This is a genomic window from Dyadobacter sp. OTU695, assembly GCF_038440355.1.
In the GTDB taxonomy this organism is placed as follows: domain Bacteria; phylum Bacteroidota; class Bacteroidia; order Cytophagales; family Spirosomataceae; genus Dyadobacter.
The window spans coordinates 794,624-814,539 of record NZ_JASATN010000001.1; the positions used below are offsets into that span (position 1 = coordinate 794,624).

Genomic DNA, 19,916 nt, shown 5'->3' on the forward strand with positions numbered 1-19,916 from the left:
TTATTGATGAAATCTTTCGACAGGAAAGAAGATATGGTAGCGGAATATTTTAATAATTTGGTCGTACGTTTAAAAATTGAAAACATTTAACAAAACACTGTCATGATACGCGAAAGTGGAGAACTGGCCTTTGCTGACATCAGCGAGGCGATTTTAGAACCAGCTGTTTTCCCTGACTACCAAGGGAGCACAAAAAAGACCCGTCCGGTAGCGCAAGATCCTTACGGAGATGATGACGACGAAGAGGAGGACTTGGATGAAGATATCGACGATGAAAAGGTCATCGACGAGTTTGATGAAGATATAGACGATCGCGAAGTAGTTATCGAAGATGGTGACGAACTACTTCGTAGACTCGACGATTTTGACGATGATGACGACGATTTTTGATAATCGTTTAAAAAATAAGACTGGCCTCTGGATCATTTCCAGGGGCTTTTTTATGCGCGTGTTATGAGTAATGAAATGCGGGTTGTGACTTATTCACCTAAATTGTTCAATTCCTCACCTTTCCTAATCCATGCGTTCCACCGAATCCAATGTTACACAAAGCATTACGCAGGTAATCGCTGCTTCATCCTTAGGTACATTAATTGAATGGTATGATTTCTACATTTTCGGCAGCCTGGCCGTCATTATCGGCCAGCAGCTCTTCCCGAGCGACGCCGGTGCCTCGGCGCTGATCAATACGCTGGCGATCTTCGCCGCCGGCTTTATCGTACGCCCCTTTGGCGCATTGGTATTTGGCCGGCTGGGGGACCTTATCGGACGGAAATATACATTTTTGCTGACCCTCGTGCTGATGGGTGGCTCTACATTCCTCATCGGCCTCATTCCTTCCTATTCCAGTATCGGCTACGCGGCACCTATTCTGGTGCTTATCCTTCGGCTCGTACAGGGGCTCGCGCTCGGGGGTGAGTACGGCGGTGCGGCCACCTATGTAGCAGAGCATGCGCCCGTGGGGAAGCGTGGCTTTTTTACGAGCTGGATCCAAACGACCGCCACATTGGGCCTGTTCCTTTCGCTGGGGGTAATCGTGCTGACCAAAAACGTTCTGGGCGCCAAAAATTTTGCCGACTGGGGCTGGCGCATTCCGTTTCTGGTGTCGATACTGCTCGTGGTGGTGTCGATTTACATACGTATGAAGATGCACGAGTCGCCGGTTTTCTCCAAACTGAAAGCCGAAGGGAAAGTATCCACTAACCCTTTGAAAGAAAGTTTTCAGAAGAAAGCGAATTTCAAGATGGTTCTTGTCGCATTATTTGGTGCCACCATGGGGCAGGGGGTAGTATGGTATACAGGCCAGTTTTATGCGCAGTCTTTTCTCGAAAATACCTGTAAACTGGATTTCAACGAATCGCGGTACATTCTGCTGTGGGCAATTGTTTTTGCGACGCCGTTTTTTGTGATTTTTGGGTCGTGGAGCGATAAAGTGGGCCGCAAATGGATTATGCTGACCGGGATGCTGCTCGGTGTGGTCTGCTACCGGCCGATCTACCAGTATTTCCTGGATGCCACGAACGTGAAGGAAATGCAGAAAACCATGCTCCTGAGCGAATCAGAACCGGTAGTCGAGCGCGGGCTGGTTCCCGACACGGCAGATTCGTTGATCACGACGACCGTCACGAAAACACTGACAAACGGCATGACTTTCAAAGAATCGAAGGTGGAGGTTATTACCGAAGATGTACTGGCCGAAGTGCCCGCCGTACAGACGGTGATCAAGGACGTGACACTCTCTACCGGATCTTATATCATGGTAATCGCATTGGTATTCTTCCAGGTGTTGCTCGTTACGATGGTCTACGGCCCTATTGCTGCGTTTCTTGTCGAGCTCTTCCCAACAAAAATCCGATATACCTCCATGTCGCTGCCTTATCACATCGGGAACGGTGTTTTCGGGGGACTGGTGCCGTTTATTGCCACATTGATCGCTTCATTCCAGGGCTCTACACCACTTTCAGGACTTTGGTACCCGATCGGAATTGCCGCATTGTCGTTCGTCATCGGGGCGGTTTATATCGATAACCGCCGTGATGAAAATGTGATGGACTAACCATTTTAAAGGCATTTGACATTTAAACAACCAATAAAAAATGAGCGGTTTAAAGAAAATACTAGGGCTTCTCTGGATCGTGCTCGGTCCGGTTATCATTCTGTTTCTCTTCATGCAGGCGGCCGACAAGATCGCCGCCGCGGCGGAAGGCATCGCCCGCACGAACACGACCCTGCAATGGGCGATCATCATCCTTATTTTCATTCCCATTTGCACCGGACTGGTGATTTTCGGCTACTACGCCTGGAAGGGAGAGTATGATCACCTGCCGGAGAGCTCGGAGGAGGTTTGAGAAGGTCATGAGGTAATAAGTTTAAAGTTTATGAGTTAAATTGGGTGTTTCAAAGGGTGCTTTACACTCATCAACTCATAAACTTTAAACTCAAAATGCAAACTGACGTTTTTATTCTTTCTGCTTCACGTACACCCATTGGCAGTTTTGGAGGTGCGCTCTCTTCGGTACATGCGGCAAAACTGGGTGCGACGGCCATTCAGGGCGCATTGGCAAAGTCGGGCGTTGATCCGGCGTCGGTGGACGAGGTGCTGATGGGTAATGTGGTTTCCGCGAATCTGGGACAGGCACCGGCGCGGCAGGCAGCTATTTATGCGGGGTTGCCGGTTTCGGTGATTTGTACTACGGTGAACAAAGTTTGCGCTTCGGGAATGAAAGCAACGGCTTTGGGCGCTCAGGCGATTCAGTTGGGCGATGCCGGTATTGTAGTGGCCGGCGGAATGGAGAATATGTCGCAAATCCCTTATTATTTACCTAAAGGCAGGAATGGCTATGGATACGGTCACGGCGAAATTATCGACGGGCTGCTCAAAGACGGACTCACAGATGTTTACGACCAGATTGGTATGGGCGTCTGCGGTGATAAAACCGCTTTGAAATACAACATCTCCCGCGAGGCGCAGGATGAATTCGCTATACGTTCCTACCGGCGTTCTGCGGAGGCTACGGCTAATGGTTCTTTTGCAGATGAAATCGTGCCCGTTGAAATCGTATCCGCAAAAGGAGAAACGACTATCGTACGCGAGGACGAGGAATATAAACGCGTCAAATTCGATAAAATCCCCACACTAAAACCCGTCTTTTCCAAAGATGGTACCGTAACCGCGGCCAATGCTTCCACCATCAATGACGGCGGTGCTGCATTGGTATTGGCGGGTAGTAATGCTGTTAATGCAAACAGTCTCAAACCCATTGCCCGCATTGTGGCCTATGCCGACGCGGAGCAGGAACCTGCCTGGTTTACCACTACGCCTGTTCTGGCCACGGAAAAGGTTTTGAAAAAAGCCGGATTGAAAATTTCCGATATCGACTATTTCGAAGTAAATGAGGCATTTGCCGTCGTTGCGTTAGCCTACATTCAGGCTTTGGACCTCGATGTCGAAAAGGTCAACGTCTTCGGCGGCGCGGTATCGCTCGGGCATCCTCTGGGTGCTTCCGGTGCGCGCATTATCGCGACATTATTATCTGTTTTGGAGAAAAATAATGGCAAATACGGGCTCGCAGCCATTTGTAACGGCGGCGGAGGAGCTTCTGCTATGATCGTGGAAAGGTTGTAAGGATCAGCGGATCAGTACTTTCAGGCGATTGTAAAAACCGGTGCTTTTGAAAGTGAAGGTTTTGTGCAGAATGTAATTGCTGATAAAGCTGAACCCCATCCCGATCACATAACAAACCATTTCCGTCACATTCACTTCTTTTTTGGCGAAGGAGAACTTCACTTTGTAAACCTGCATGCCCAGGTAATCGACGAGAAATGCCGACGATCCGATAGTGAATGCCCAGGTAATGAAGAGCGAAACCATTGAAACCATCAGGAATTTAACCATTTCACGACGTGTCTGATTACTGCGGCGCGCGTCGAATGCAAAAAGCTTGGTGAGGGTAAAACCCCAGAAAAAACCGATGATGTAGGAAGGGACGATCGAATTTTTCCAGGAAATATTAAACCAATCCTGAATAAGACTGCTGGAAACTAACTGGATCAAAGCACCGGTACCCGCGACAAGAAAATAGGCTATGATATCTTTGGGATTGAAGATCTTGTTCTGCTTGATTTGGGTCACTGGTGTGTTAGTTTGTTTGGAACGGCGAACCTGATTGAGGCCCCAATATTAGAAAGAAAATGATCTGGAAACAAAACAGCGCCCCCGATTTTGAGTAAGTGGGTGAGGAAAGGCGTGGCTCCGCGATGGAGATCCGTTTACACCACCAACATATCTACGGGGCCGTCAGGCACTGCCGGTCTGGAATTCTTTTTCGCCCAAAAGCCAACCTCATTTTTTGTCGAAGGCGGAGGTTATCTTGAATTTATTCCCAAATTCTTTTACTTTAATCCCAATCTCAGCATTGGCCTGAGGCATAACTTCTAACGGATTATCAGTGAAAAAGCTTTACATAATGGTGGCGATGACGGCTGTTGGCCTCGCAACCTTCTCTTGCTCCGCGGCATTGCAGCGGCGCTATGACCGTATGCACGGCACTTCATCAACTTCCTCCACTGATCGCTCGTCCCGCGCTCCTCAGGACGAAAGGGATTCTCAGGCAAATGATGGTAATTATCGAAAGGATTACGATAAGGTTGTTGACAGCAATGCAGCAGGAAGCATTTCCACGCCTGCAAGCGGTGATGCCGGTTATAGCCAGCAATTGCTCAACCAGTATACGGAAATGGATAAACTGGCGGAAGTGGTTCTGTATGAGTTGGATAATCTTGAAAACAGGTATAACAACCTGCTCAACGAATACAAAAACGCAAAGTCTTCGTCGCGGCAGGTGATGGCTATGGAGCTCGACAAGATCAGCGACGACAGGTTGATGCTGTACAAAGCCTATACCCACATTTACCGTAATGGCAAATCCGATTGGAGCAACGTGAAACGCGACGTGGATAATACGCTCCGTGAGTACCGGAAGAAAAACTGATTACCAGCCTGCGCCTTTTGTATTGGTTTTGATGCGACAGACGTAACCGTCTACCGTCATATAAAGTGTGGAGCCATCGTTGCCCCAGGCGCAATTGGAAGTCAGTTCTCCCATTTCAATTCGGCCGAGCAGCCTCCCGGCAGGACTGATAATGAGCATTCCTCCCGGCCCGGAAGACCACAGGTTACCATCTTTATCAATTTTAAGTCCGTCGGGTAGCCCCGGTACGCCCCGTTTACCCATCGGCGTGGCGTCGTAAACCAGCTTCCCCTTTCCTGCATTGCCGTCCGTATCGAGCGGATATGCCATCCAGATAGATTTTTCGGGATCGGATTGGGCTACATACAATGTCTTACCGTCGGGCGAGAACGCAAGACCGTTCGGGCGGCTGAGGTCGCTCACCTGCACGCTTACTTTACCGTCTTTGTGAATGCGGTACACCCCAAATTGCGGGATTTCGCGGGTCGGGTCTTCGTGTTTCTTGGCGAGGCCGTACGGTGGATCGGTGAAATAGTAGTCGCCGTTGCTGTGTTGTACCACATCGTTCGGGCTGTTGAAACGCTTGCCTTCGAAGCGGTCGGCGAGCGTAACTTTCCCGCCTACGTTCAGGGGCATAGCGGAAATGCGGCGGTCGCCGTGCTCGCAGGACACGAGGCGCCCTTTTTGATCGATGATCAGACCGTTGCTGCCGGGTTCATCACTGTACACCCCCCGGCCGGTATAACCCGATGGTTCCAGGAATACGGAAAGCCCTTCTTGCTCGCCCCATTTGTAAACCTTATTCTTCGGAACGTCCGAAAACAGCAGGTAACCGCCATCCTTTACCCACACAGGCCCTTCCGACCATTCAAATCCCGACGCCAGCACCTCAATTTTAGCGTCTTTGGACAACAGCTTTTCAAACGAAGGATCTTCATATACAATCTTGCCCATGGTAGGGTAGGACTTTTGCGCCATAGCAGTACAGGTCAGAAGGACGATCAGACAGGTGGAAATAATACCGGATTTCATAGGGAATGCATTAGCGGTACCGACAACGGTTTAGCAATAAAGAACGGGAGCCGTACTTCCCTACTGCTTTTCGACAGCACGGGCATTCCCCGCCGGCGCCAGAATGACGCTTGAATGCGGCGATAACCGGTTCGTCGTCAGCGTTGTTTCGTGCAATGGGTCGGTAGAGAACAGCACTTCGGTAAAAAGCGATTTATCGTCGGGCAATGTCATTGCTCTTTCGGTATCACCGAGATTATGAATGATTATGAGCGAGCGGTCGACGTGCGGACGAAAATAGGCAAGGAGCTGATCGTCTCCCAGACGCACCGGTTGCAGGTTGGGGGCCAGGATCTGGTTCAACGCGGGCTCGGTATTGCGCAGGTGTATAAGGGTTCTGTAATGGTTGAAAACAGAAGTTGCATCGCTGGTTTGTGCCGAAAGAGGCGCCACTGTTTTCAAGGTCGTAAACTCGGGCTTGATCCATCCGGTAAGCTGCGGGTCGCCAGGGTCGGGGGTCCAGAGGAAAGGCTCACGGATATATGGATCTGGCTTCATACCCAGCATGCCTATTTCTTCACCATAATATAAATAGGGTTGGCCCGGAAGTGTGAGCAGGATGCTGGCAGCAAGCTTGATCTTCCTGATATTGCCGCCCACAACGCTCCCGATACGCTCCTGGTCATGGTTGGTAAGCATGATCGCATTGACGAACAGCGGGTTGTATTTTTGGAACAGGTTGAAGCTCGCCTGCAATTTATCGACGATTTGCTCGTCTCGTCCCGCCAGTAACATGCGCTGCAAGGCAAAACTGAGGTCGAAATGGAAAGTAGCATTCAGGTTGCGGAGATAGGGAGCTACTTCTTCGGTTTCGGCCCATACTTCGCCCACGGTGAATGCGCCCGGTTTGGCTTCCTCAACGACCTTTGAAAAGAAGTCCCAAAAAGTAATGCTCTGTTCCTTGTCCCACTCCGGGTAAATGTGCCGGGCGGCGTCGAGGCGAAAGCCGTCCACACCCACGTCGTTCAGCCAGAAGCGGATAATTCGGGCGATTTCTTCCCGTAATGCGTCAGAGTGATAATTGAGATCCGGCATGCCTTTGAAAAAAAGGCCATAGTATTTCTCATCGTCTCCGGGATTTTCGTGCCACGGGTATACGACCTGCGAATCGTCGGAGGTCTCCCGTTCCGAAATACCCAGGTGGTCGATCTGATCCTGGGTCATCCACCAGTAAAAATGCCGGTAAGGGTTGTCCTTGCTTTTGCGCGCTTCCGTAAACCACGGGTGCAGCGTGCTGGTGTGGTTCACGATCAGGTCGAGGTAGACAGCAATCCCGCGCGTGTGCGCACCGGCGAGCAGGCGTCTGAAATCGTCCATTGTCCCATACTCGGGTTCAATGGCGTAGTAGTCGGTGACGTCGTATTTGTGATAGCTCGGTGAGGGGTGTATCGGTGTCAGCCAGATAGCCCCGATGCCCAGATCGGCCAGGTAATCCAGTTTGGAAGTAACGCCATTCAGATCGCCGATGCCGTCGCCATTCGAATCGCAGAAAGAACGGACGAATATCTCGTAACAAACCTTGGGGATACGGGCTGACCTGTCTGCAAGCATAGCGGGGCATTAACGAAAATGCGGTTTCAATAACTGGTAAACGACCTGGACCGGCAAGCCCATGATCGTGTAGAACGACCCCTCGATTTTCTCTATCCCGACCATCCCGATCCATTCCTGAATGCCATAGGAGCCGGCCTTATCGAAGGGCTTGTAATGCTCAATATAGCGGTTGATTTCCCAATCTTCCAAGTTCCGGAAGTAAACTTCTGCCACGTCGGATATTGTTTCGATGCGATCATCGGATAACAAACTCACTGCTGTCACGACCTTGTGGCTTCTCCCCGAGAGCATACTGATCATCCGGAACGCATCGGCCTGGTCGGTTGGCTTGCCGAGAATGTGGTGATCGGCGATCACAACCGTGTCGGCGGTCAACACGAGTGAATCGGGGCGGATACCCCGGAACTGCTCGGCCTTTTGCCCGGAAATGTAGCCTGCTACTGCCTCTGCGGGTAGTTCGTCGGGATAACTTTCGTCGGTTGGGAGCACTTCCACAGTAAATGCGAAGCCTGCATCGTGGAGTAATTGTTTTCTTCTGGGGGAATTGGAGGCGAGGATCAGCGGTTTTTTAAGTTCGATCATGTCAGGTCGTTGTCGCGGGAGTCCGGTGTTGTGTGGCGTAGACAGGTGTGGTCAGTTTGGTCAGAGGTAGTCAGGTGTTGTTGAGTGTAGTCGGGTTTTGTTTTGATAATCAAAGAGTTATTGGGGGCGCTCTATGCGTTGAAAAAATTTTTGAAAATACTTTTCACCTGGTTGAACTATTTTCCCATCAATAGATGTTTCTACATTAAATGTATATACATCATTATTGCATTTAACCCGATTGGCTATGTCTATTGAAACTGATATAAAGCAAAAAAAATTTCGGAGCCCCTTCCAAAAGTTGGCATTGAACCTGGTGTATACCACCAAGTGGCTCGAATACAAGCAGCTTGAATCTTTCAAGGAGCACGACATTACGCCACAGCAATACAATGTGCTGAGGATTCTGAGGGGACAGCAGGGCAACCCGATCAAGGTGAGCGACATTACCGAGCGCATGCTCGACAAGAGTTCCAATACATCCCGGCTTGTTGATAAGCTGCTGGCAAAGAATCTGGCGAAGCGGACTTCCTGCGAAAGCGACCGTCGCGCTGTGGACGTTGTAATTACCGAGGAGGGACTCGAACTGCTTAAAGTGCTCGATCCGTTTATCGAGGATTGGGAAAACCGGTTCAATATCATTTCCGAAGAAGAAGCCGAGCAAATCAGTGCATTGCTCGACAAGCTGCGGGAAAACGAAAATCAAGCTTAGAACACAATTAACACAAATCCATAATTCACTTTAATTTTTAATCAAAACTACAATGAAATCAATTAAATTTTTTGTCGCATCTCTTGCAGTAGCATTGTTTGTATCTTCTTCTGTTTCAGCAGACAACGGTAAAAAAGCTACCAGTTTGAAAGTGAATCCTGCTAAAAGCGAACTGACGTGGCTGGGTAAAAAAGTTACCGGCGAGCACACAGGTAAAATCACTTTGAAAGAAGGAACAATTGTTCTTGACGGCGCTAAATTGACCGGCGGTAAATTCGTAGCCGACCTGAACAGCATCACTTGTACCGACCTTACCGACAAAGAATACAACGGCAAACTGATCGGCCACTTGAAATCCGATGATTTCTTTGGTGTTGAAAAACACCCGACCGCGACTTTCGTAGTTACAAAAGCTACTCCAAAAGCAACGGGCGTTTACGATGTGACTGGCGACCTGACTATCAAAGGCATTACGAAACCTGTTACTTTCCCTGTAACTGTTAAAACTACTGCTGCCGGTGCAGAAGCTACTGGTAAACTCGTTGTTGACCGTTCTAAATACGATATCAAATACAACTCGAAGTCATTCTTCGATAACCTGGGCGACAAAATGATCCATGACGATTTCTCTATCGACGTGAAATTGGTTGCTGCAAAATAATTACCCGCAGGCGGTTGTCTGGTATCAGCCGTCTGTTTGTATGACCTGAATGTTTGAAGAACCTGTCCGTATCGGGCAGGTTTTTTTGTGGTTACTGATTGAAATCGCGGTATTTGGGGAAATCGTCCATGAAATGAATCTGCCCGTTCACAGCCTGGAAACAGTAGTGCGCCATTCCGTTGGTAACTGCCAGATATTGAGGTTGTAGTGTAAAATTATAGCGACTGATCTGGGCGAATGTAGCGTCCGTAACACCTACAAACGGAGCTTTGCATTCGACGAGCAGAAACGGCAGTGCATTGTTGGACAGCACCATGATGTCGGTCCGTTTGGCGAGCGTATTGTATTGTAAACCAGTCTCCACCGCGAAGAGTGATTTGGGATATCCGTAATGCGTGATCAGCAAATGAATGAAGTGCTGGCGCACCCATTCTTCGGGCGTGAGCGTCACGAATTTCCTGCGGATGATGTCGAAAATATGCGGTTTCCCGTTTACCTGCTTAACTTTGTAGGCGAATCCGGGAAGGTTCAATGATTCCATGAACGAAGATAATCAACCCCGGATGTCCCGCCAACAAACCTGCTGATTTCATGACCACCAAAGAACAGATCGTCGAAAACTGGCTCCCGCGCTATACGGGTACGCCTGTGGAAGAGTTTGGTAGCTACATCCTGCTGACCAACTTCGGAAATTATGTAACCATGTTTGCCGAAAAATTCGGGGTGGAAGTGCGCGGGCAGGGGCGCGCCATGCAGACCGCGACAGCGAAGGACATTACCATTATCAATTTCGGAATGGGCAGCCCCATGGCTGCTACCGTCATGGACCTGTTATCAGCCATTAATCCAAAGGCCGTTCTTTTTTTGGGGAAATGCGGTGGTTTGAAAAAAACGCAGGTAGGTGACCTGATCCTTCCTATCGCCGCTATCCGTGGCGAAGGAACGAGTGATGACTACATGCCGTCCGAAATACCTGCGTTGCCTTCCTTCCGTTTGCAAAGCACCGTCTCGGCCGCCATTAAAAAGCAGAAACTCGATTACTGGACCGGCACGGTTTACACGACCAACCGTCGCATCTGGGAGCACGATGACAGCTTCAAGGAGTACCTGCGGGAAATACGGGCGATGGCCATCGACATGGAAACGGCTACCATATTCATTGTGGGTTTCGCAAACTCCATTCCGCACGGTGCATTGCTGCTCGTTTCGGACAATCCGATGGTGCCCGAAGGCGTAAAAACCGAGGAAAGCGACAAGAAAGTGACATCGAGCTATGTGAAGCAGCATCTCGAAATCGGGATCGAAGCATTGACCGAACTCGCCCGCTCGGGGGAATCGGTGAAGCATATGCGTTTCGAGAACTGATAACCGTCATATTAGCGGCGGGAACCCGTGGCGGTAGCTTCGGAGTTGTAAAGTTGGCCGACGATGCACCCGGCCTATTATTTTATGGAACAACAGTCATTATACGAGCGCATTGGCGGCGACGCGGCGCTTCGGGAACTCACCGATAAATTTTACGACCTCGTTTTCAACCACGAGCTCATATCCAGGCTTTTCAAGACCGATAAAGACCTCATCAAAGAAAAGCAGCGTCTTTTCCTGACCCAATTCCTCGGCGGCCCGCAACTTTACTCCGAAGTTTACGGGCACCCTATGATGCGCGCCCGCCACATGCCCCACACCATCACGGAAGACGACGCTGTCGCCTGGCTGCAATGCATGGCAAGTGCCGTGGGCGAACTGCCGCTTAGCAAGGAGTTGAAGGATGAACTATTCGATCGGTTTCCACGGACGGCGTTTTTTATGGTGAATACGGACAATCAGTAAATGCGATCGGCAATATATTTAAGTATGTCTTCCAGCGGGATATCGTAACCATCTTCAACCGATTGGTCTGAAAGGTGTTTGTGGTGAGGAAAATTTGGGAGTTTCGGAAAATGTGGAGCATTATCCCATCTCATAATTATTGCGCCAGAACTCGTCTGCCAGTGGAAGGCGTATTTCCGGCGCCCAGGTTCTTGAAATTCTTTGATGAATAGTTGCGAGGAATCTCTGAGATGCACTTCAATATTCATGTAATGCATTTCCCCCGATTCCCGTAAGTCGTGGATAGTGTAGCTGTTTATCAGTTTATCATAATCATTCAGCCATTTGAAAATCGCCATTCCTGATGTCGGTAATTTTGGTTTCTAGTTCCAATAGAAACTGGTGATAGGCTTTCCATTGGATGAGATCATCCCAGGCCTCAAAATTTTCAACAGAGGAATTTTCAAGTTGAGTTTCAAATGTTTGCAGATCGGTTTGGTACTTGTGTTTGAGGAGGACGATCTTCTCTTCCAACTCCTGTTTCTCAGACAAATAGTCCGTCAGTACCGAATCTCCCACCTGTTTTTTTGTCAAGATAACCACAGCATTAGTCGATTTGCTTCATTACAAATTTATGAAATTGGTGAATACTTAAAAACCTTATTCTACGTCTCGTTACCTTTTTGATATTCTGACGTATAAATGATGTTCCATATTTGGGAACATTGTATATTCGTAAACGGAGTAAATGAAAAGGATCTTAGCGAAAGGAACGCTCCGTGAGTTTTGGGAACGGCATCCCGATGTTGAGCAGCATTTGAAAGTTTGGTATGAAGATGTGCTTGCCGCAAACTGGAAATCACCGGCGGACGTCAAAAGGACCTATGCGACTGCAAGTATTTTGAAGAGTGGCCGGATCGTGTTTAATATCCGGGGTAATTCTTTCAGGCTGGTGGCGCATTTCGATTTCGAGAAACAGATGGTCTATATCCGCTTCATTGGCTCGCACAAGGAATATGATAAAATAGATGCTAATTCAATTTGACTATGCTAAAACTAATCAAGACAGAAGAAGAATATAGAGTTGCATTGAAGAGGCTGGGGGAAGTCTTCGGCGCGCCTATAGGTACACCTGAAGGTGATGAATGCGATGTGCTTACATTATTAGTAGGCGCATATGAAGATGAACATTACACAATCGAACCACCAGATCCTATCGACGCGATCAAGATCAGAATGGAGCAAATGCAGCTCAGGCAGGTGGATTTGGTGGATGTAATCGGTAGCAAAAGCAGGGTTTCCGAAGTGCTTGGCAGAAAGAGAAAGCTTAGTCTTGAAATGATTAGAAACCTTTCACAACGCCTTAATTTGTCCATTAATACGCTTATCCGCGATTATCAATTAGTACAGTAATCCCGGCGCGCTTCATGTCGAGCAAGAATTCTTTACCTTTGCGGCATGAATTTCAAAGAGCAATTGACACCATACCCCGTTCTGGAAAAAGTTGCCGCGGCTGCGAAGGAGCTGGGTGTCGAAGCATATATAATCGGTGGGTTCGTCAGGGACCTGATACTCAAAAGGAATAGCAAGGATATCGACATTGTTTCCATCGGCAGCGGCATCGAGCTGGCCGAGATGGTGGCTAACAGGCTCGGGCCGGATGTTTTTGTGAGTGTTTTTAAAAATTTCGGCACTGCCCAAATTCGCCAGGGTGATCTTGAAATAGAGTTTGTAGGTGCCCGGAAAGAGTCCTACCGTTCCGAATCCCGTAAGCCGGCCGTGGAAGACGGTACACTCGCCGACGATCAGAACCGCCGCGATTTTACCATCAATGCAATGGGTATCAGTCTTAATGCTGGTGCTTTTGGAGAGCTGGTCGATCCGTTCGAGGGAATGAGTGACCTTCGCAAAAGAATCATCCGTACCCCGCTCGACCCCGAAATTACTTTCTCGGACGATCCTTTGCGCATGATGCGTGCGATCCGGTTTGCGAGCCAGCTCAACTTCGATATCGAGCCCGATACATTCGATGCGATCGTCAAAATGAAAGAGCGTATCAGCATTGTCTCGATGGAACGGATTTCCGACGAGTTGAATAAGATCATTCTTTCCAAAACACCTTCATACGGTTTCAAACTGCTTTATCACGCCGGACTGCTAGCCATTATTTTCCCGGAAATGGTGGAGCTGCAAGGCGTGGAGCACATCGAGGGCAAGGGACATAAAGATAATTTCTATCACACGTTGCAGGTGCTCGATAATGTCTGCCAGGTCTCCAACGACCTCTGGCTACGCTGGGCTGCTATCCTGCACGACATTGCCAAGCCGGCTACCAAAAAGTTCGACAAACGTAATGGCTGGTCGTTTCATAACCACGAGGAGGTTGGCGCGCGGATGGTACCGGTGATTTTTCGCCGGATGAAATTGCCGCTGAACGAGAAAATGCGGTTCGTGAAAAAACTGGTCAGGCTGCACTTACGTCCCATTGTGCTTTCCAAAGAGGAGATTACCGATTCGGCCATGCGCCGCCTGCTCGTAGAAGCAGGAGAGGATATTGAGGCGCTGATGAACTTGTGCCGGGCTGATATTACCTCTAAAAATCCCGAGAAAGTGAGGCGTTTCATCGGTAATTTTAATCTGGTAGAACAGAAGCTTAAAGACCTCGAAGAACGCGATAAACTTCGCAATTTCCAGCCGGTCATCACCGGGGAGATGATTATGGAAGCGTTCGGTTTGAAGCCTGCACGCGAAGTGGGGATAATCAAGGAGGCCGTACGCGAAGCGATCCTGGAAGGTATTATTCCCAACGAATACGGACCGGCCTTTGAATTCATGATAGGAGAGGGCGAAAAAATGGGGCTTAAACGTGTCTGAGGCATATTTTTTGCAGTAACCACGCGATTGCCGGCGCATATTTGATATTTTTGCGAACTTTTTAATCTCCTCATAGACACTTTTCATGGAAAACGCTCAGTTCAAACGTTTTTTCGGCTCATTGCTCACGATTTTAGGTATTGCAGTATTGCTTTTCGCATGCGTTGCCTTTTTGTCCGACAAACCCGTTCTGGGCCTGACGGTTTCAAAATGGGAATCGATCGTACCATTCCTCGTGGGAACGGTGTTTTTGTTGACGGGCGTCAACCTTGTCAAAGGCTAGGCGCCCCCGGCTAGGCGCCCCCGGCTAGGTGCCCCGGACGAGCGCCGCACCTACCATGCATTCGAGGCACCGCCTTGGCGTGCAATAGTTGTTGAACCATTCGATTAATGCCTGTGAATCGGCCGCGGTTTTCACGCGCATACCCAGCGACGCCCACTCGCGGGTAATGCGGTTGTCTTCGGCAGGTATTTCCGAAAGCCAGTAAATGGCCTTGTCGAGCAGTTCGGGCTGCTGCCTTTGTTTTGAATAGGCCACAAGCAATGGCACCGTGGCATTGACGATCAGCAAATGGGCGGCGTCCGTACCCAATACCGGCACTTGCGCTCTTGCTTTCTTCTCAAATAAATAATGTTCGCGCCAATAGGCCGATTGCTCGATCCGAAACAGGTTACGCACTTCGTCGAAATGGTCGGAAAGGACAAACCTGTTCAGAAAACCGCCGGTATTGTATAGCAACCGGGCAAATTGTGCCAGTCTGACGGTGGGAAAGCCCGCCGGACGCAGCCGGGCATATTTCCATTCGTGTAGCTGCATTACGTTGTCTCCCAGCTTGTATTTGGCGCTCAAAAAGCGGAATTCCTGTTGAAGCTGGCGTACATAGACGTCTTCCGATTCCCCGGGAACAAACCCGGAGCAGCCAAATAGCAACGCTTCTACCTGAATGAGGCGGTCGGTATGTTTGCGGATAATTTTCCAGGGAACAATGCCCGTGAGCCGCTGGAATGGCGCATCATTAAGTTTGAACCCGAAATGCCGGCCAAGCCATTGGTAAGCCGTCTGCTCCCAATCCTGCTGGTTCGTTTCGTGCAAGCGATGGATTTCCAGGGCTTTGCGTTCAAGCCTTTCAAGCAATACCCTGTCCAACATAGCATATTTGCGGATTTGGTCTACGCCACCAAACTGGCGGTTGCAGGGAACAGTATCGTTTTCGTCGAGCAGGCAGCGGTACCTTTCCAGGACGGCGGCTTTTACCAGCCCGTTCAGTGATAATGTAGGGACAAATGTGCCATCCCTTCGCATTGCCGGGGAGTCGTTTTCCCAAACGACGTGCAGGATCACGCAGTCATACGCGCCGTTTTGCTGGTGTTCGTGGAGCCGCCAGTCGGATGCTTTCACGTGGATCTCGATGCTACCCACCCATAATACGCCGGCGATGGAAACACGGGCTTCGGAAAAGTCCGGACCGGCGTCGGTATTCCGGTGGCCCGGGCGGATGATGGACAGCGGCATCTTTTCGTCGGTTTCCAGCCCATTCTTTTCAAAATACTGGAAGCGCCAGATAAAACTGAGCAAATCTTCATTCATATACAGCGTAATTAAAATTTTGGCGATTAAGGCGCTTATTTCTTTGCCTAAACCTGATTAGTTTCTGTTCTTTGTACGCTGTTTTTGTTACTTGGTTTCTGTTTGTAGAAGTAAAAAAGTTTTATGTTCCGCCGTCTGCAATTTATTGCGCTCAAAATCTTCCTTGCTTTTTTCGTGATTTCAGTGGTTTGGGTGATTGTTTTGCGGTTTTTGCCCGTTTGGGTAACCCCTTATATGATTTCCCGGAAGATCGATGCCTTCGTTGAAGATGAGGATACGGAGATTTTCCACGACTGGGAGCCGTACGAGAATATTTCCAAAGAAGCAGCTCTGGCCGTGGTGGCGTCCGAAGACCAGAATTTCCCTAATCACTGGGGGTTCGACTTTGACCAGATTTATGATGCCATGACCGAGGACCGGAAGCGGGCACGCGGCGCCAGTACCATTTCACAGCAGGTTGCCAAAAATGTATTTCTTTGGCACGGGCGCAGTTACATCCGCAAAGGCCTGGAAGCCTATTTCACCGTGCTGATCGAAGTGCTGTGGAGTAAGGAGCGTATCCTGGAAGTGTATTTAAATGTAGCTGAAATGGGGAAAATGACTTTTGGTGTTGAGGCGGCTTCGCTTCGCTACTACAATAAGTCGGCGAAACGTCTTACACGTTACGAAGCCGCCCGCATTGCCGCAGTTCTGCCCAACCCCATCCGCTTTTCGATCAAAAATCCTTCTGCGTATGTGAACAAGCGTACCAATCAGATCGTCCGCCAGATGCGATATCTGGGCGGGCAGAAGTATCTGGCAGACTTGTAAATCAATCCCATTACCCTCGGCTAAGGCCGCTCCGCCTCTCTTGACGACCTTGGCGAACTCTGCTGCCGGCTCGGTGGCGGGGTGGATGGTCGCGACGTTTCCGGCCGACTTGGCGCTGGCGCGGGCCGGGTAGCCGGTTCCTGGCGCGCAGGGCGTTCGATATTGGGGCGTTGTATGTCAGGGCGCGGCGATGGTGTAGGGCGTGTTACTTCCGGACGTGGAGAAGGTGCAGGCCGTGTTACTTCCGGGCGCGGCGACGATGCGGGGCGCGTTACTTCCGGACGGGGCGTCGGTGCGGGGCGCGTTACTTCCGGGCGGGGTGTTGGCGTCGGCGTTGGCCTGGAAACATCCGGTCGTTCCGGACGGGTAGGGCGTTCGATGTCAGGGGCTGTTACACCGCCTGGATTCGTTGGCCGGACAACCGCCGGACGTCCGTTGTCCGGCCGTTCAGTGCCTGGGCGACCGGTGTTGCCGTTTCCTGGTCTCTCGACAGACGGTCGGGTAGTACCGCCGCCAGCGCCTGGTCTGGCAACGCCCGGCCTGCCGGTAGATGGTCTGGTAATGACTGGTCGGCCCGTCTTATCGAAGTTCGGAAGCCGTTCGCGTGTTGTCGGGGCTTGAGGGTTTCTTCTTACAAATAATGCAGAACCTTGTCGCGCCGACGAAGGTCGTGAATAGGTAGCACGGTAATCGCCGCGTGTGTAGCGTGTATGTACGACGGTCGAGCGGGAACGGAAATTACCTCCATAATAATGTGTATGCCAAACCGGGTTCCGGTAGCTGGGCCAGCGACGGAAATGCCCGTTGTAATAGTAATGCCAGTGGTAATGATAGCCATAGTAATAATGCCAGTAGCGTGGCCGCCACGGGCGCCAGTAGGACGGATAGTAGTGCCACCGCCACGGCGACCGCCAGACGACATATCTTGGTACAAAAATGAATTGTACTACGGGCCAGTTTGATACATAGGTGACATTCTGCTGCACATCGGCGGGCTGAACCTCCCTGTTTCCTGAGTAGCCCGGGTTCGGCGTTTCGGCGACCGTTCCTGATTGTGAATTGGGTTCGATGATGTAATCCTTACCATACAGGTCTTCATCTCCAACAAGCTGTATCCAAATTTCACCGTCGTCCTTCTTTTCAACATAAAATGCCGCTACATCCTGGTCCTCCGTTTCACTTACCGCGACTTTCAGGCTGATCGTGTGAAGATTGCCTTCTACATTATCTTCCACGCGGATGTAGTCGATCTGATTATCTCCGTTCAAGTCAAGGTTATTGATCTCCGAATCTTCCTCATTCAGTTTTCGCTCAAAGCCTTCAAGCGTTTCCGACTCCTGGAAAAGCTTCAAAACTGCGTACAGGTTGAGGTTATCGCCCGGGAGATCGAGTTTTTCTTCTTCGGCCTGAGCGAAGGCCTGGTTGCCCGTCCAAAGCATCAATGCGCTCAGGAGCATCAGAAGGAGATTTTTCATAGTCGTGTTGTTTAAAAGCAATGTAGCGATTCCTGCCTATTTAACCCAGACGCCATTCAACATAACCTTTCTAACGTTCCGGGTAGCTGATATGTTCTTCAAAGGATCGCCTTTTATCAGGATCAAATCGGCCTGTTTGCCTTTTTCAATGCTGCCCAACCGGCCCTCGATGCGAAAAAAAAGTGCATTTTGGATCGTGGCGGCGGTAATTACCTCCGCAGGGCTCATCCCGCTGTCGACCAGCAGTTCCATTTCGCGCTGGAATGCCCAGCCTGTTTCTGCATAGGGGATCATCGAATGCGACCCGACCACTATCCTGGCACCGCCGCGGTGTAGCTTGCCGGTAATCTTTTTCATTTTGCCAAACCCTTCCAAACGGGTGGTATCCAAAGGCTGCCCAACCGTAGCCTGATATTCGAATGCGCCGAGCGTAGGACTGATGAATGTCCCTTTGTTTCGGAGAAACACCGCCAGCGAATCGGTGACCGGGCTGTCCGGATTAATATTTTTCCAAACCTCGTACCTGCCCTGTTTGCGCGCGTTGTTATCAGCTAGTACCATCTGCCGGTATTTCTCGCCTGCTCTTTGCGGAACGAGCGACAGGCCGAATGAGGTAATATGTTCGATCCCGTCCAGGCCGGCCTCTATTGCTTCCCGGGCCTCTGTGGTTTCAAGATGTCCGGTGACGGGAATACCCCGTGCGTGAGCGGCCTTGCATACCTCGCGGATGATGCCGGGAGGCAGGCGGAAATAGACTTTGATGACCGACGCTCCCTGATCGGCCAGGTGGTTCACCTCGCGCACGGCCTCGTCCGCATCCCTGACCACGTACGCGTCGCGTGGGTAGGCGGGAGGGTACATGTCGATATGCGGGCCTGCGAGGAAAAGTCGCGGAATCGGTTTACCGCTCTTTCTTTCCCCGTCATATGCCTCCATCCACGCCCCGGGATCGCGAAGTGACGTTACGCCATTTTGAAGGAATTGCGCAGGGAGGCCCTGGACACCATCCAAATGGAAATGAGAATCGATAAAGCCAGGCAACAATGCGAGCCCGCGGGCATCGACAACCTGCGCATTTCCGGGTATTTCAGTATCCGCTTTTTTGCCAACGGCACTGATAATCCCATCCGTTACGATCACGCAACCGTCTTCGATCGGTTTTCCGCCAGTTCCGTCGATAATGGTCGCCCCTGTGATCGCGACTATGACTTTTTTTAATGTAATTTCTTTTTGATTGATTTCTGTGATTTGAACCTGCTTTTCGGAGGTACTATCGGGGTTTTTGCTGCAACCACAAAAAACTGCAATGAATGCGAGCTGGCAGGCAACGGGCCAGAAAAGGGATGTCAGCATTGTTTTATGGGTTCTGGGAATAAATCAAATCGACTTTAACACCCTTGCGGAGCGTATTGTGGATCTCGGCTATCTGGTCGGTATGCCGGATCAGTTCATCAATTTCGGCTTTCGAGGCATTTGATGTCACTTGGACCTCGTAGCGGAAATTACTTCCCGACTCGCCCGGACCTCCAAAATCGGCAAAGCAGGCCACTTCAACGCTTTCCACCGTCATATTGCGTTTTGCGGCTTCACGATAGATGTCATTGCAATAGCACGTAGCAAGGGCGACCAGCAACATTTCTCCTCCATTGATGGACGAGCCATAACCCGTTTCCCTGGGCGTTATCTGCAAATGCTTTTCAGCGCCGTTGGTGGCCACCGTCACGACGTTCCTGTTCAAACTATTTATAATGCTGGCGGAGATGTGCATTTGTCCTGAATATGGTTTGACCGCAAACTATTAACTAAATTG

Annotated in this window: 25 protein-coding genes; 14 read left to right on the plus strand and 11 right to left on the minus strand. The window is 50.1% G+C overall.

Annotated elements, in window-relative coordinates:
- Positions 1–102 precede the first annotated feature (102 nt).
- From AAHB90_RS03350 to AAHB90_RS03365, 4 genes are all read left to right on the plus strand, one after another.
- A complete protein-coding gene (locus AAHB90_RS03350; protein ID WP_342083489.1) occupies positions 103–390 on the plus strand; it encodes a hypothetical protein in 288 nt (95 codons plus the stop codon).
- Between the two features lie 130 nt (positions 391–520).
- On the plus strand, positions 521–2,056 hold the full coding sequence (locus tag AAHB90_RS03355; protein WP_342083490.1) for an MFS transporter: 1,536 nt from the start codon (positions 521–523) through the stop codon (positions 2,054–2,056).
- Between the two features lie 40 nt (positions 2,057–2,096).
- A complete protein-coding gene (locus AAHB90_RS03360; RefSeq protein WP_342083491.1) occupies positions 2,097–2,348 on the plus strand; it encodes a DUF6814 family protein in 252 nt (83 codons plus the stop codon).
- Positions 2,349–2,443: 95 nt separating this feature from the next.
- Positions 2,444–3,625 (plus strand): acetyl-CoA C-acyltransferase, encoded by a 1,182-nt coding sequence (locus AAHB90_RS03365; protein WP_342083492.1) that lies wholly within the window; start codon positions 2,444–2,446, stop codon positions 3,623–3,625.
- 3 nt (positions 3,626–3,628) lie between these two features.
- On the opposite strand, the gene AAHB90_RS03370 is transcribed toward AAHB90_RS03365, so the two are convergent.
- Entirely contained in the window at positions 3,629–4,132 is a 504-nt protein-coding gene (locus AAHB90_RS03370) for a GtrA family protein (RefSeq protein ID WP_342083493.1), read from the minus strand.
- Between the two features lie 316 nt (positions 4,133–4,448).
- On the opposite strand from AAHB90_RS03370, the gene AAHB90_RS03375 reads away from it, so the two are divergent.
- Entirely contained in the window at positions 4,449–4,991 is a 543-nt protein-coding gene (locus AAHB90_RS03375; RefSeq protein ID WP_342083494.1) for a hypothetical protein, read from the plus strand.
- On the opposite strand, the gene AAHB90_RS03380 is transcribed toward AAHB90_RS03375, so the two are convergent.
- From AAHB90_RS03380 to AAHB90_RS03390, 3 genes are read right to left on the minus strand one after another with little or no spacing between them, the layout of a single operon-like run.
- Complete coding sequence (locus AAHB90_RS03380; RefSeq protein ID WP_446717870.1) at positions 4,992–6,002, minus strand: SMP-30/gluconolactonase/LRE family protein; 1,011 nt, start codon at positions 6,000–6,002, stop codon at positions 4,992–4,994. It abuts the gene before it with no gap.
- Between the two features lie 60 nt (positions 6,003–6,062).
- The gene (locus AAHB90_RS03385; RefSeq protein ID WP_342083495.1) at positions 6,063–7,592 is read right to left on the minus strand and encodes an alpha-amylase family glycosyl hydrolase; all 1,530 of its coding nucleotides are present in this window, start codon (positions 7,590–7,592) and stop codon (positions 6,063–6,065) included.
- Between the two features lie 9 nt (positions 7,593–7,601).
- A complete protein-coding gene (locus tag AAHB90_RS03390) occupies positions 7,602–8,177 on the minus strand; it encodes a Maf family nucleotide pyrophosphatase (RefSeq protein ID WP_342083496.1) in 576 nt (191 codons plus the stop codon).
- A 247-nt stretch (positions 8,178–8,424) separates the two neighbouring features.
- On the opposite strand from AAHB90_RS03390, the gene AAHB90_RS03395 reads away from it, so the two are divergent.
- A complete protein-coding gene (locus AAHB90_RS03395; protein WP_342083497.1) occupies positions 8,425–8,889 on the plus strand; it encodes a MarR family winged helix-turn-helix transcriptional regulator in 465 nt (154 codons plus the stop codon).
- Between the two features lie 52 nt (positions 8,890–8,941).
- Positions 8,942–9,550: a YceI family protein gene (locus tag AAHB90_RS03400; RefSeq protein ID WP_342083498.1), complete on the plus strand. Its 609-nt coding sequence runs from the start codon at positions 8,942–8,944 to the stop codon at positions 9,548–9,550.
- Positions 9,551–9,641: 91 nt separating this feature from the next.
- Here the strand turns inward: AAHB90_RS03400 and AAHB90_RS03405 are convergent, their stop codons facing one another.
- The gene (locus AAHB90_RS03405) at positions 9,642–10,091 is read right to left on the minus strand and encodes a type I restriction enzyme HsdR N-terminal domain-containing protein (protein ID WP_342083499.1); all 450 of its coding nucleotides are present in this window, start codon (positions 10,089–10,091) and stop codon (positions 9,642–9,644) included.
- 50 nt (positions 10,092–10,141) lie between these two features.
- On the opposite strand from AAHB90_RS03405, the gene AAHB90_RS03410 reads away from it, so the two are divergent.
- Both AAHB90_RS03410 and AAHB90_RS03415 read left to right on the plus strand, forming a co-directional pair.
- The gene (locus AAHB90_RS03410) at positions 10,142–10,915 is read left to right on the plus strand and encodes an AMP nucleosidase (protein ID WP_342083500.1); all 774 of its coding nucleotides are present in this window, start codon (positions 10,142–10,144) and stop codon (positions 10,913–10,915) included.
- An 84-nt stretch (positions 10,916–10,999) separates the two neighbouring features.
- Positions 11,000–11,380, plus strand: a complete 381-nt coding sequence (locus tag AAHB90_RS03415) for a globin domain-containing protein (protein ID WP_342083501.1) — start codon at positions 11,000–11,002, stop codon at positions 11,378–11,380.
- On the opposite strand, the gene AAHB90_RS03420 is transcribed toward AAHB90_RS03415, so the two are convergent.
- Together AAHB90_RS03420 and AAHB90_RS03425 are read right to left on the minus strand one after the other, a co-directional pair.
- Positions 11,374–11,718, minus strand: coding sequence for a toxin-antitoxin system TumE family protein (locus tag AAHB90_RS03420; protein ID WP_342083502.1), 345 nt, complete (start codon positions 11,716–11,718; stop codon positions 11,374–11,376). The two genes, AAHB90_RS03415 and AAHB90_RS03420, sit on opposite strands and share 7 nt — an antisense overlap.
- Positions 11,693–11,953 carry a hypothetical protein gene (locus AAHB90_RS03425; protein WP_342083503.1) on the minus strand — a complete coding sequence of 87 codons (261 nt, stop codon included), beginning with the start codon at positions 11,951–11,953 and terminating at the stop codon, positions 11,693–11,695. The genes AAHB90_RS03420 and AAHB90_RS03425 overlap by 26 nt, the downstream gene beginning before the upstream one ends.
- A 154-nt stretch (positions 11,954–12,107) precedes the next feature.
- Here AAHB90_RS03425 and AAHB90_RS03430 point away from each other — a divergent pair, with 154 nt between their 5' ends.
- From AAHB90_RS03430 to AAHB90_RS03445, 4 genes are all read left to right on the plus strand, one after another.
- Positions 12,108–12,404 carry a type II toxin-antitoxin system HigB family toxin gene (locus AAHB90_RS03430; RefSeq protein WP_342083504.1) on the plus strand — a complete coding sequence of 99 codons (297 nt, stop codon included), beginning with the start codon at positions 12,108–12,110 and terminating at the stop codon, positions 12,402–12,404.
- A 2-nt stretch (positions 12,405–12,406) separates the two neighbouring features.
- A complete protein-coding gene (locus AAHB90_RS03435) occupies positions 12,407–12,772 on the plus strand; it encodes a helix-turn-helix domain-containing protein (RefSeq protein WP_342083505.1) in 366 nt (121 codons plus the stop codon).
- Positions 12,773–12,817: 45 nt separating this feature from the next.
- Positions 12,818–14,233, plus strand: coding sequence for a CCA tRNA nucleotidyltransferase (locus AAHB90_RS03440; protein ID WP_342083506.1), 1,416 nt, complete (start codon positions 12,818–12,820; stop codon positions 14,231–14,233).
- Positions 14,234–14,318: 85 nt separating this feature from the next.
- The gene (locus AAHB90_RS03445) at positions 14,319–14,516 is read left to right on the plus strand and encodes a hypothetical protein (RefSeq protein WP_015811882.1); all 198 of its coding nucleotides are present in this window, start codon (positions 14,319–14,321) and stop codon (positions 14,514–14,516) included.
- 24 nt (positions 14,517–14,540) lie between these two features.
- On the opposite strand, the gene AAHB90_RS03450 is transcribed toward AAHB90_RS03445, so the two are convergent.
- Positions 14,541–15,821, minus strand: coding sequence for a DUF2851 family protein (locus AAHB90_RS03450; RefSeq protein WP_342083507.1), 1,281 nt, complete (start codon positions 15,819–15,821; stop codon positions 14,541–14,543).
- Between the two features lie 123 nt (positions 15,822–15,944).
- Between AAHB90_RS03450 and mtgA the strand changes: the two genes are divergently transcribed.
- Positions 15,945–16,631 (plus strand): monofunctional biosynthetic peptidoglycan transglycosylase, encoded by a 687-nt coding sequence (mtgA, locus tag AAHB90_RS03455; protein ID WP_342083508.1) that lies wholly within the window; start codon positions 15,945–15,947, stop codon positions 16,629–16,631.
- 20 nt (positions 16,632–16,651) lie between these two features.
- On the opposite strand, the gene AAHB90_RS03460 is transcribed toward mtgA, so the two are convergent.
- The 3 genes from AAHB90_RS03460 to AAHB90_RS03470 are packed head-to-tail and all read right to left on the minus strand — an operon-like array spanning position 16,652 to position 19,874.
- On the minus strand, positions 16,652–18,106 hold the full coding sequence (locus AAHB90_RS03460) for a hypothetical protein (protein WP_342083509.1): 1,455 nt from the start codon (positions 18,104–18,106) through the stop codon (positions 16,652–16,654).
- Positions 18,107–18,142: 36 nt separating this feature from the next.
- Positions 18,143–19,459 (minus strand): amidohydrolase family protein, encoded by a 1,317-nt coding sequence (locus AAHB90_RS03465; RefSeq protein ID WP_342083510.1) that lies wholly within the window; start codon positions 19,457–19,459, stop codon positions 18,143–18,145.
- A gap of 4 nt (positions 19,460–19,463) precedes the next feature.
- Positions 19,464–19,874: an OsmC family protein gene (locus AAHB90_RS03470; RefSeq protein WP_342083511.1), complete on the minus strand. Its 411-nt coding sequence runs from the start codon at positions 19,872–19,874 to the stop codon at positions 19,464–19,466.
- Positions 19,875–19,916: the final 42 nt, after the last annotated feature.

What these genes read in the sequence shown, in the direction of transcription:
- AAHB90_RS03350 (WP_342083489.1), top strand. Translation starts at nt 103, where the DNA reads ATGATACGCGAAAGTGGAGAACTGGCCTTTGCTGACATCAGCGAGGCG.
- AAHB90_RS03355 (WP_342083490.1), top strand. Translation starts at nt 521, where the DNA reads ATGCGTTCCACCGAATCCAATGTTACACAAAGCATTACGCAGGTAATC.
- AAHB90_RS03360 (WP_342083491.1), top strand. Translation starts at nt 2,097, where the DNA reads ATGAGCGGTTTAAAGAAAATACTAGGGCTTCTCTGGATCGTGCTCGGT.
- AAHB90_RS03365 (WP_342083492.1), top strand. Translation starts at nt 2,444, where the DNA reads ATGCAAACTGACGTTTTTATTCTTTCTGCTTCACGTACACCCATTGGC.
- AAHB90_RS03380 (WP_446717870.1), bottom strand. Translation starts at nt 6,002, where the DNA reads ATGAAATCCGGTATTATTTCCACCTGTCTGATCGTCCTTCTGACCTGT.
- AAHB90_RS03385 (WP_342083495.1), bottom strand. Translation starts at nt 7,592, where the DNA reads ATGCTTGCAGACAGGTCAGCCCGTATCCCCAAGGTTTGTTACGAGATA.
- AAHB90_RS03390 (WP_342083496.1), bottom strand. Translation starts at nt 8,177, where the DNA reads ATGATCGAACTTAAAAAACCGCTGATCCTCGCCTCCAATTCCCCCAGA.
- AAHB90_RS03395 (WP_342083497.1), top strand. Translation starts at nt 8,425, where the DNA reads ATGTCTATTGAAACTGATATAAAGCAAAAAAAATTTCGGAGCCCCTTC.
- AAHB90_RS03400 (WP_342083498.1), top strand. Translation starts at nt 8,942, where the DNA reads ATGAAATCAATTAAATTTTTTGTCGCATCTCTTGCAGTAGCATTGTTT.
- AAHB90_RS03405 (WP_342083499.1), bottom strand. Translation starts at nt 10,091, where the DNA reads ATGGAATCATTGAACCTTCCCGGATTCGCCTACAAAGTTAAGCAGGTA.
- AAHB90_RS03410 (WP_342083500.1), top strand. Translation starts at nt 10,142, where the DNA reads ATGACCACCAAAGAACAGATCGTCGAAAACTGGCTCCCGCGCTATACG.
- AAHB90_RS03415 (WP_342083501.1), top strand. Translation starts at nt 11,000, where the DNA reads ATGGAACAACAGTCATTATACGAGCGCATTGGCGGCGACGCGGCGCTT.
- AAHB90_RS03420 (WP_342083502.1), bottom strand. Translation starts at nt 11,718, where the DNA reads ATGGCGATTTTCAAATGGCTGAATGATTATGATAAACTGATAAACAGC.
- AAHB90_RS03430 (WP_342083504.1), top strand. Translation starts at nt 12,108, where the DNA reads ATGAAAAGGATCTTAGCGAAAGGAACGCTCCGTGAGTTTTGGGAACGG.
- AAHB90_RS03435 (WP_342083505.1), top strand. Translation starts at nt 12,407, where the DNA reads ATGCTAAAACTAATCAAGACAGAAGAAGAATATAGAGTTGCATTGAAG.
- AAHB90_RS03440 (WP_342083506.1), top strand. Translation starts at nt 12,818, where the DNA reads ATGAATTTCAAAGAGCAATTGACACCATACCCCGTTCTGGAAAAAGTT.
- AAHB90_RS03445 (WP_015811882.1), top strand. Translation starts at nt 14,319, where the DNA reads ATGGAAAACGCTCAGTTCAAACGTTTTTTCGGCTCATTGCTCACGATT.
- AAHB90_RS03450 (WP_342083507.1), bottom strand. Translation starts at nt 15,821, where the DNA reads ATGAATGAAGATTTGCTCAGTTTTATCTGGCGCTTCCAGTATTTTGAA.
- mtgA (WP_342083508.1), top strand. Translation starts at nt 15,945, where the DNA reads ATGTTCCGCCGTCTGCAATTTATTGCGCTCAAAATCTTCCTTGCTTTT.
- AAHB90_RS03460 (WP_342083509.1), bottom strand. Translation starts at nt 18,106, where the DNA reads ATGAAAAATCTCCTTCTGATGCTCCTGAGCGCATTGATGCTTTGGACG.
- AAHB90_RS03465 (WP_342083510.1), bottom strand. Translation starts at nt 19,459, where the DNA reads ATGCTGACATCCCTTTTCTGGCCCGTTGCCTGCCAGCTCGCATTCATT.
- AAHB90_RS03470 (WP_342083511.1), bottom strand. Translation starts at nt 19,874, where the DNA reads ATGCACATCTCCGCCAGCATTATAAATAGTTTGAACAGGAACGTCGTG.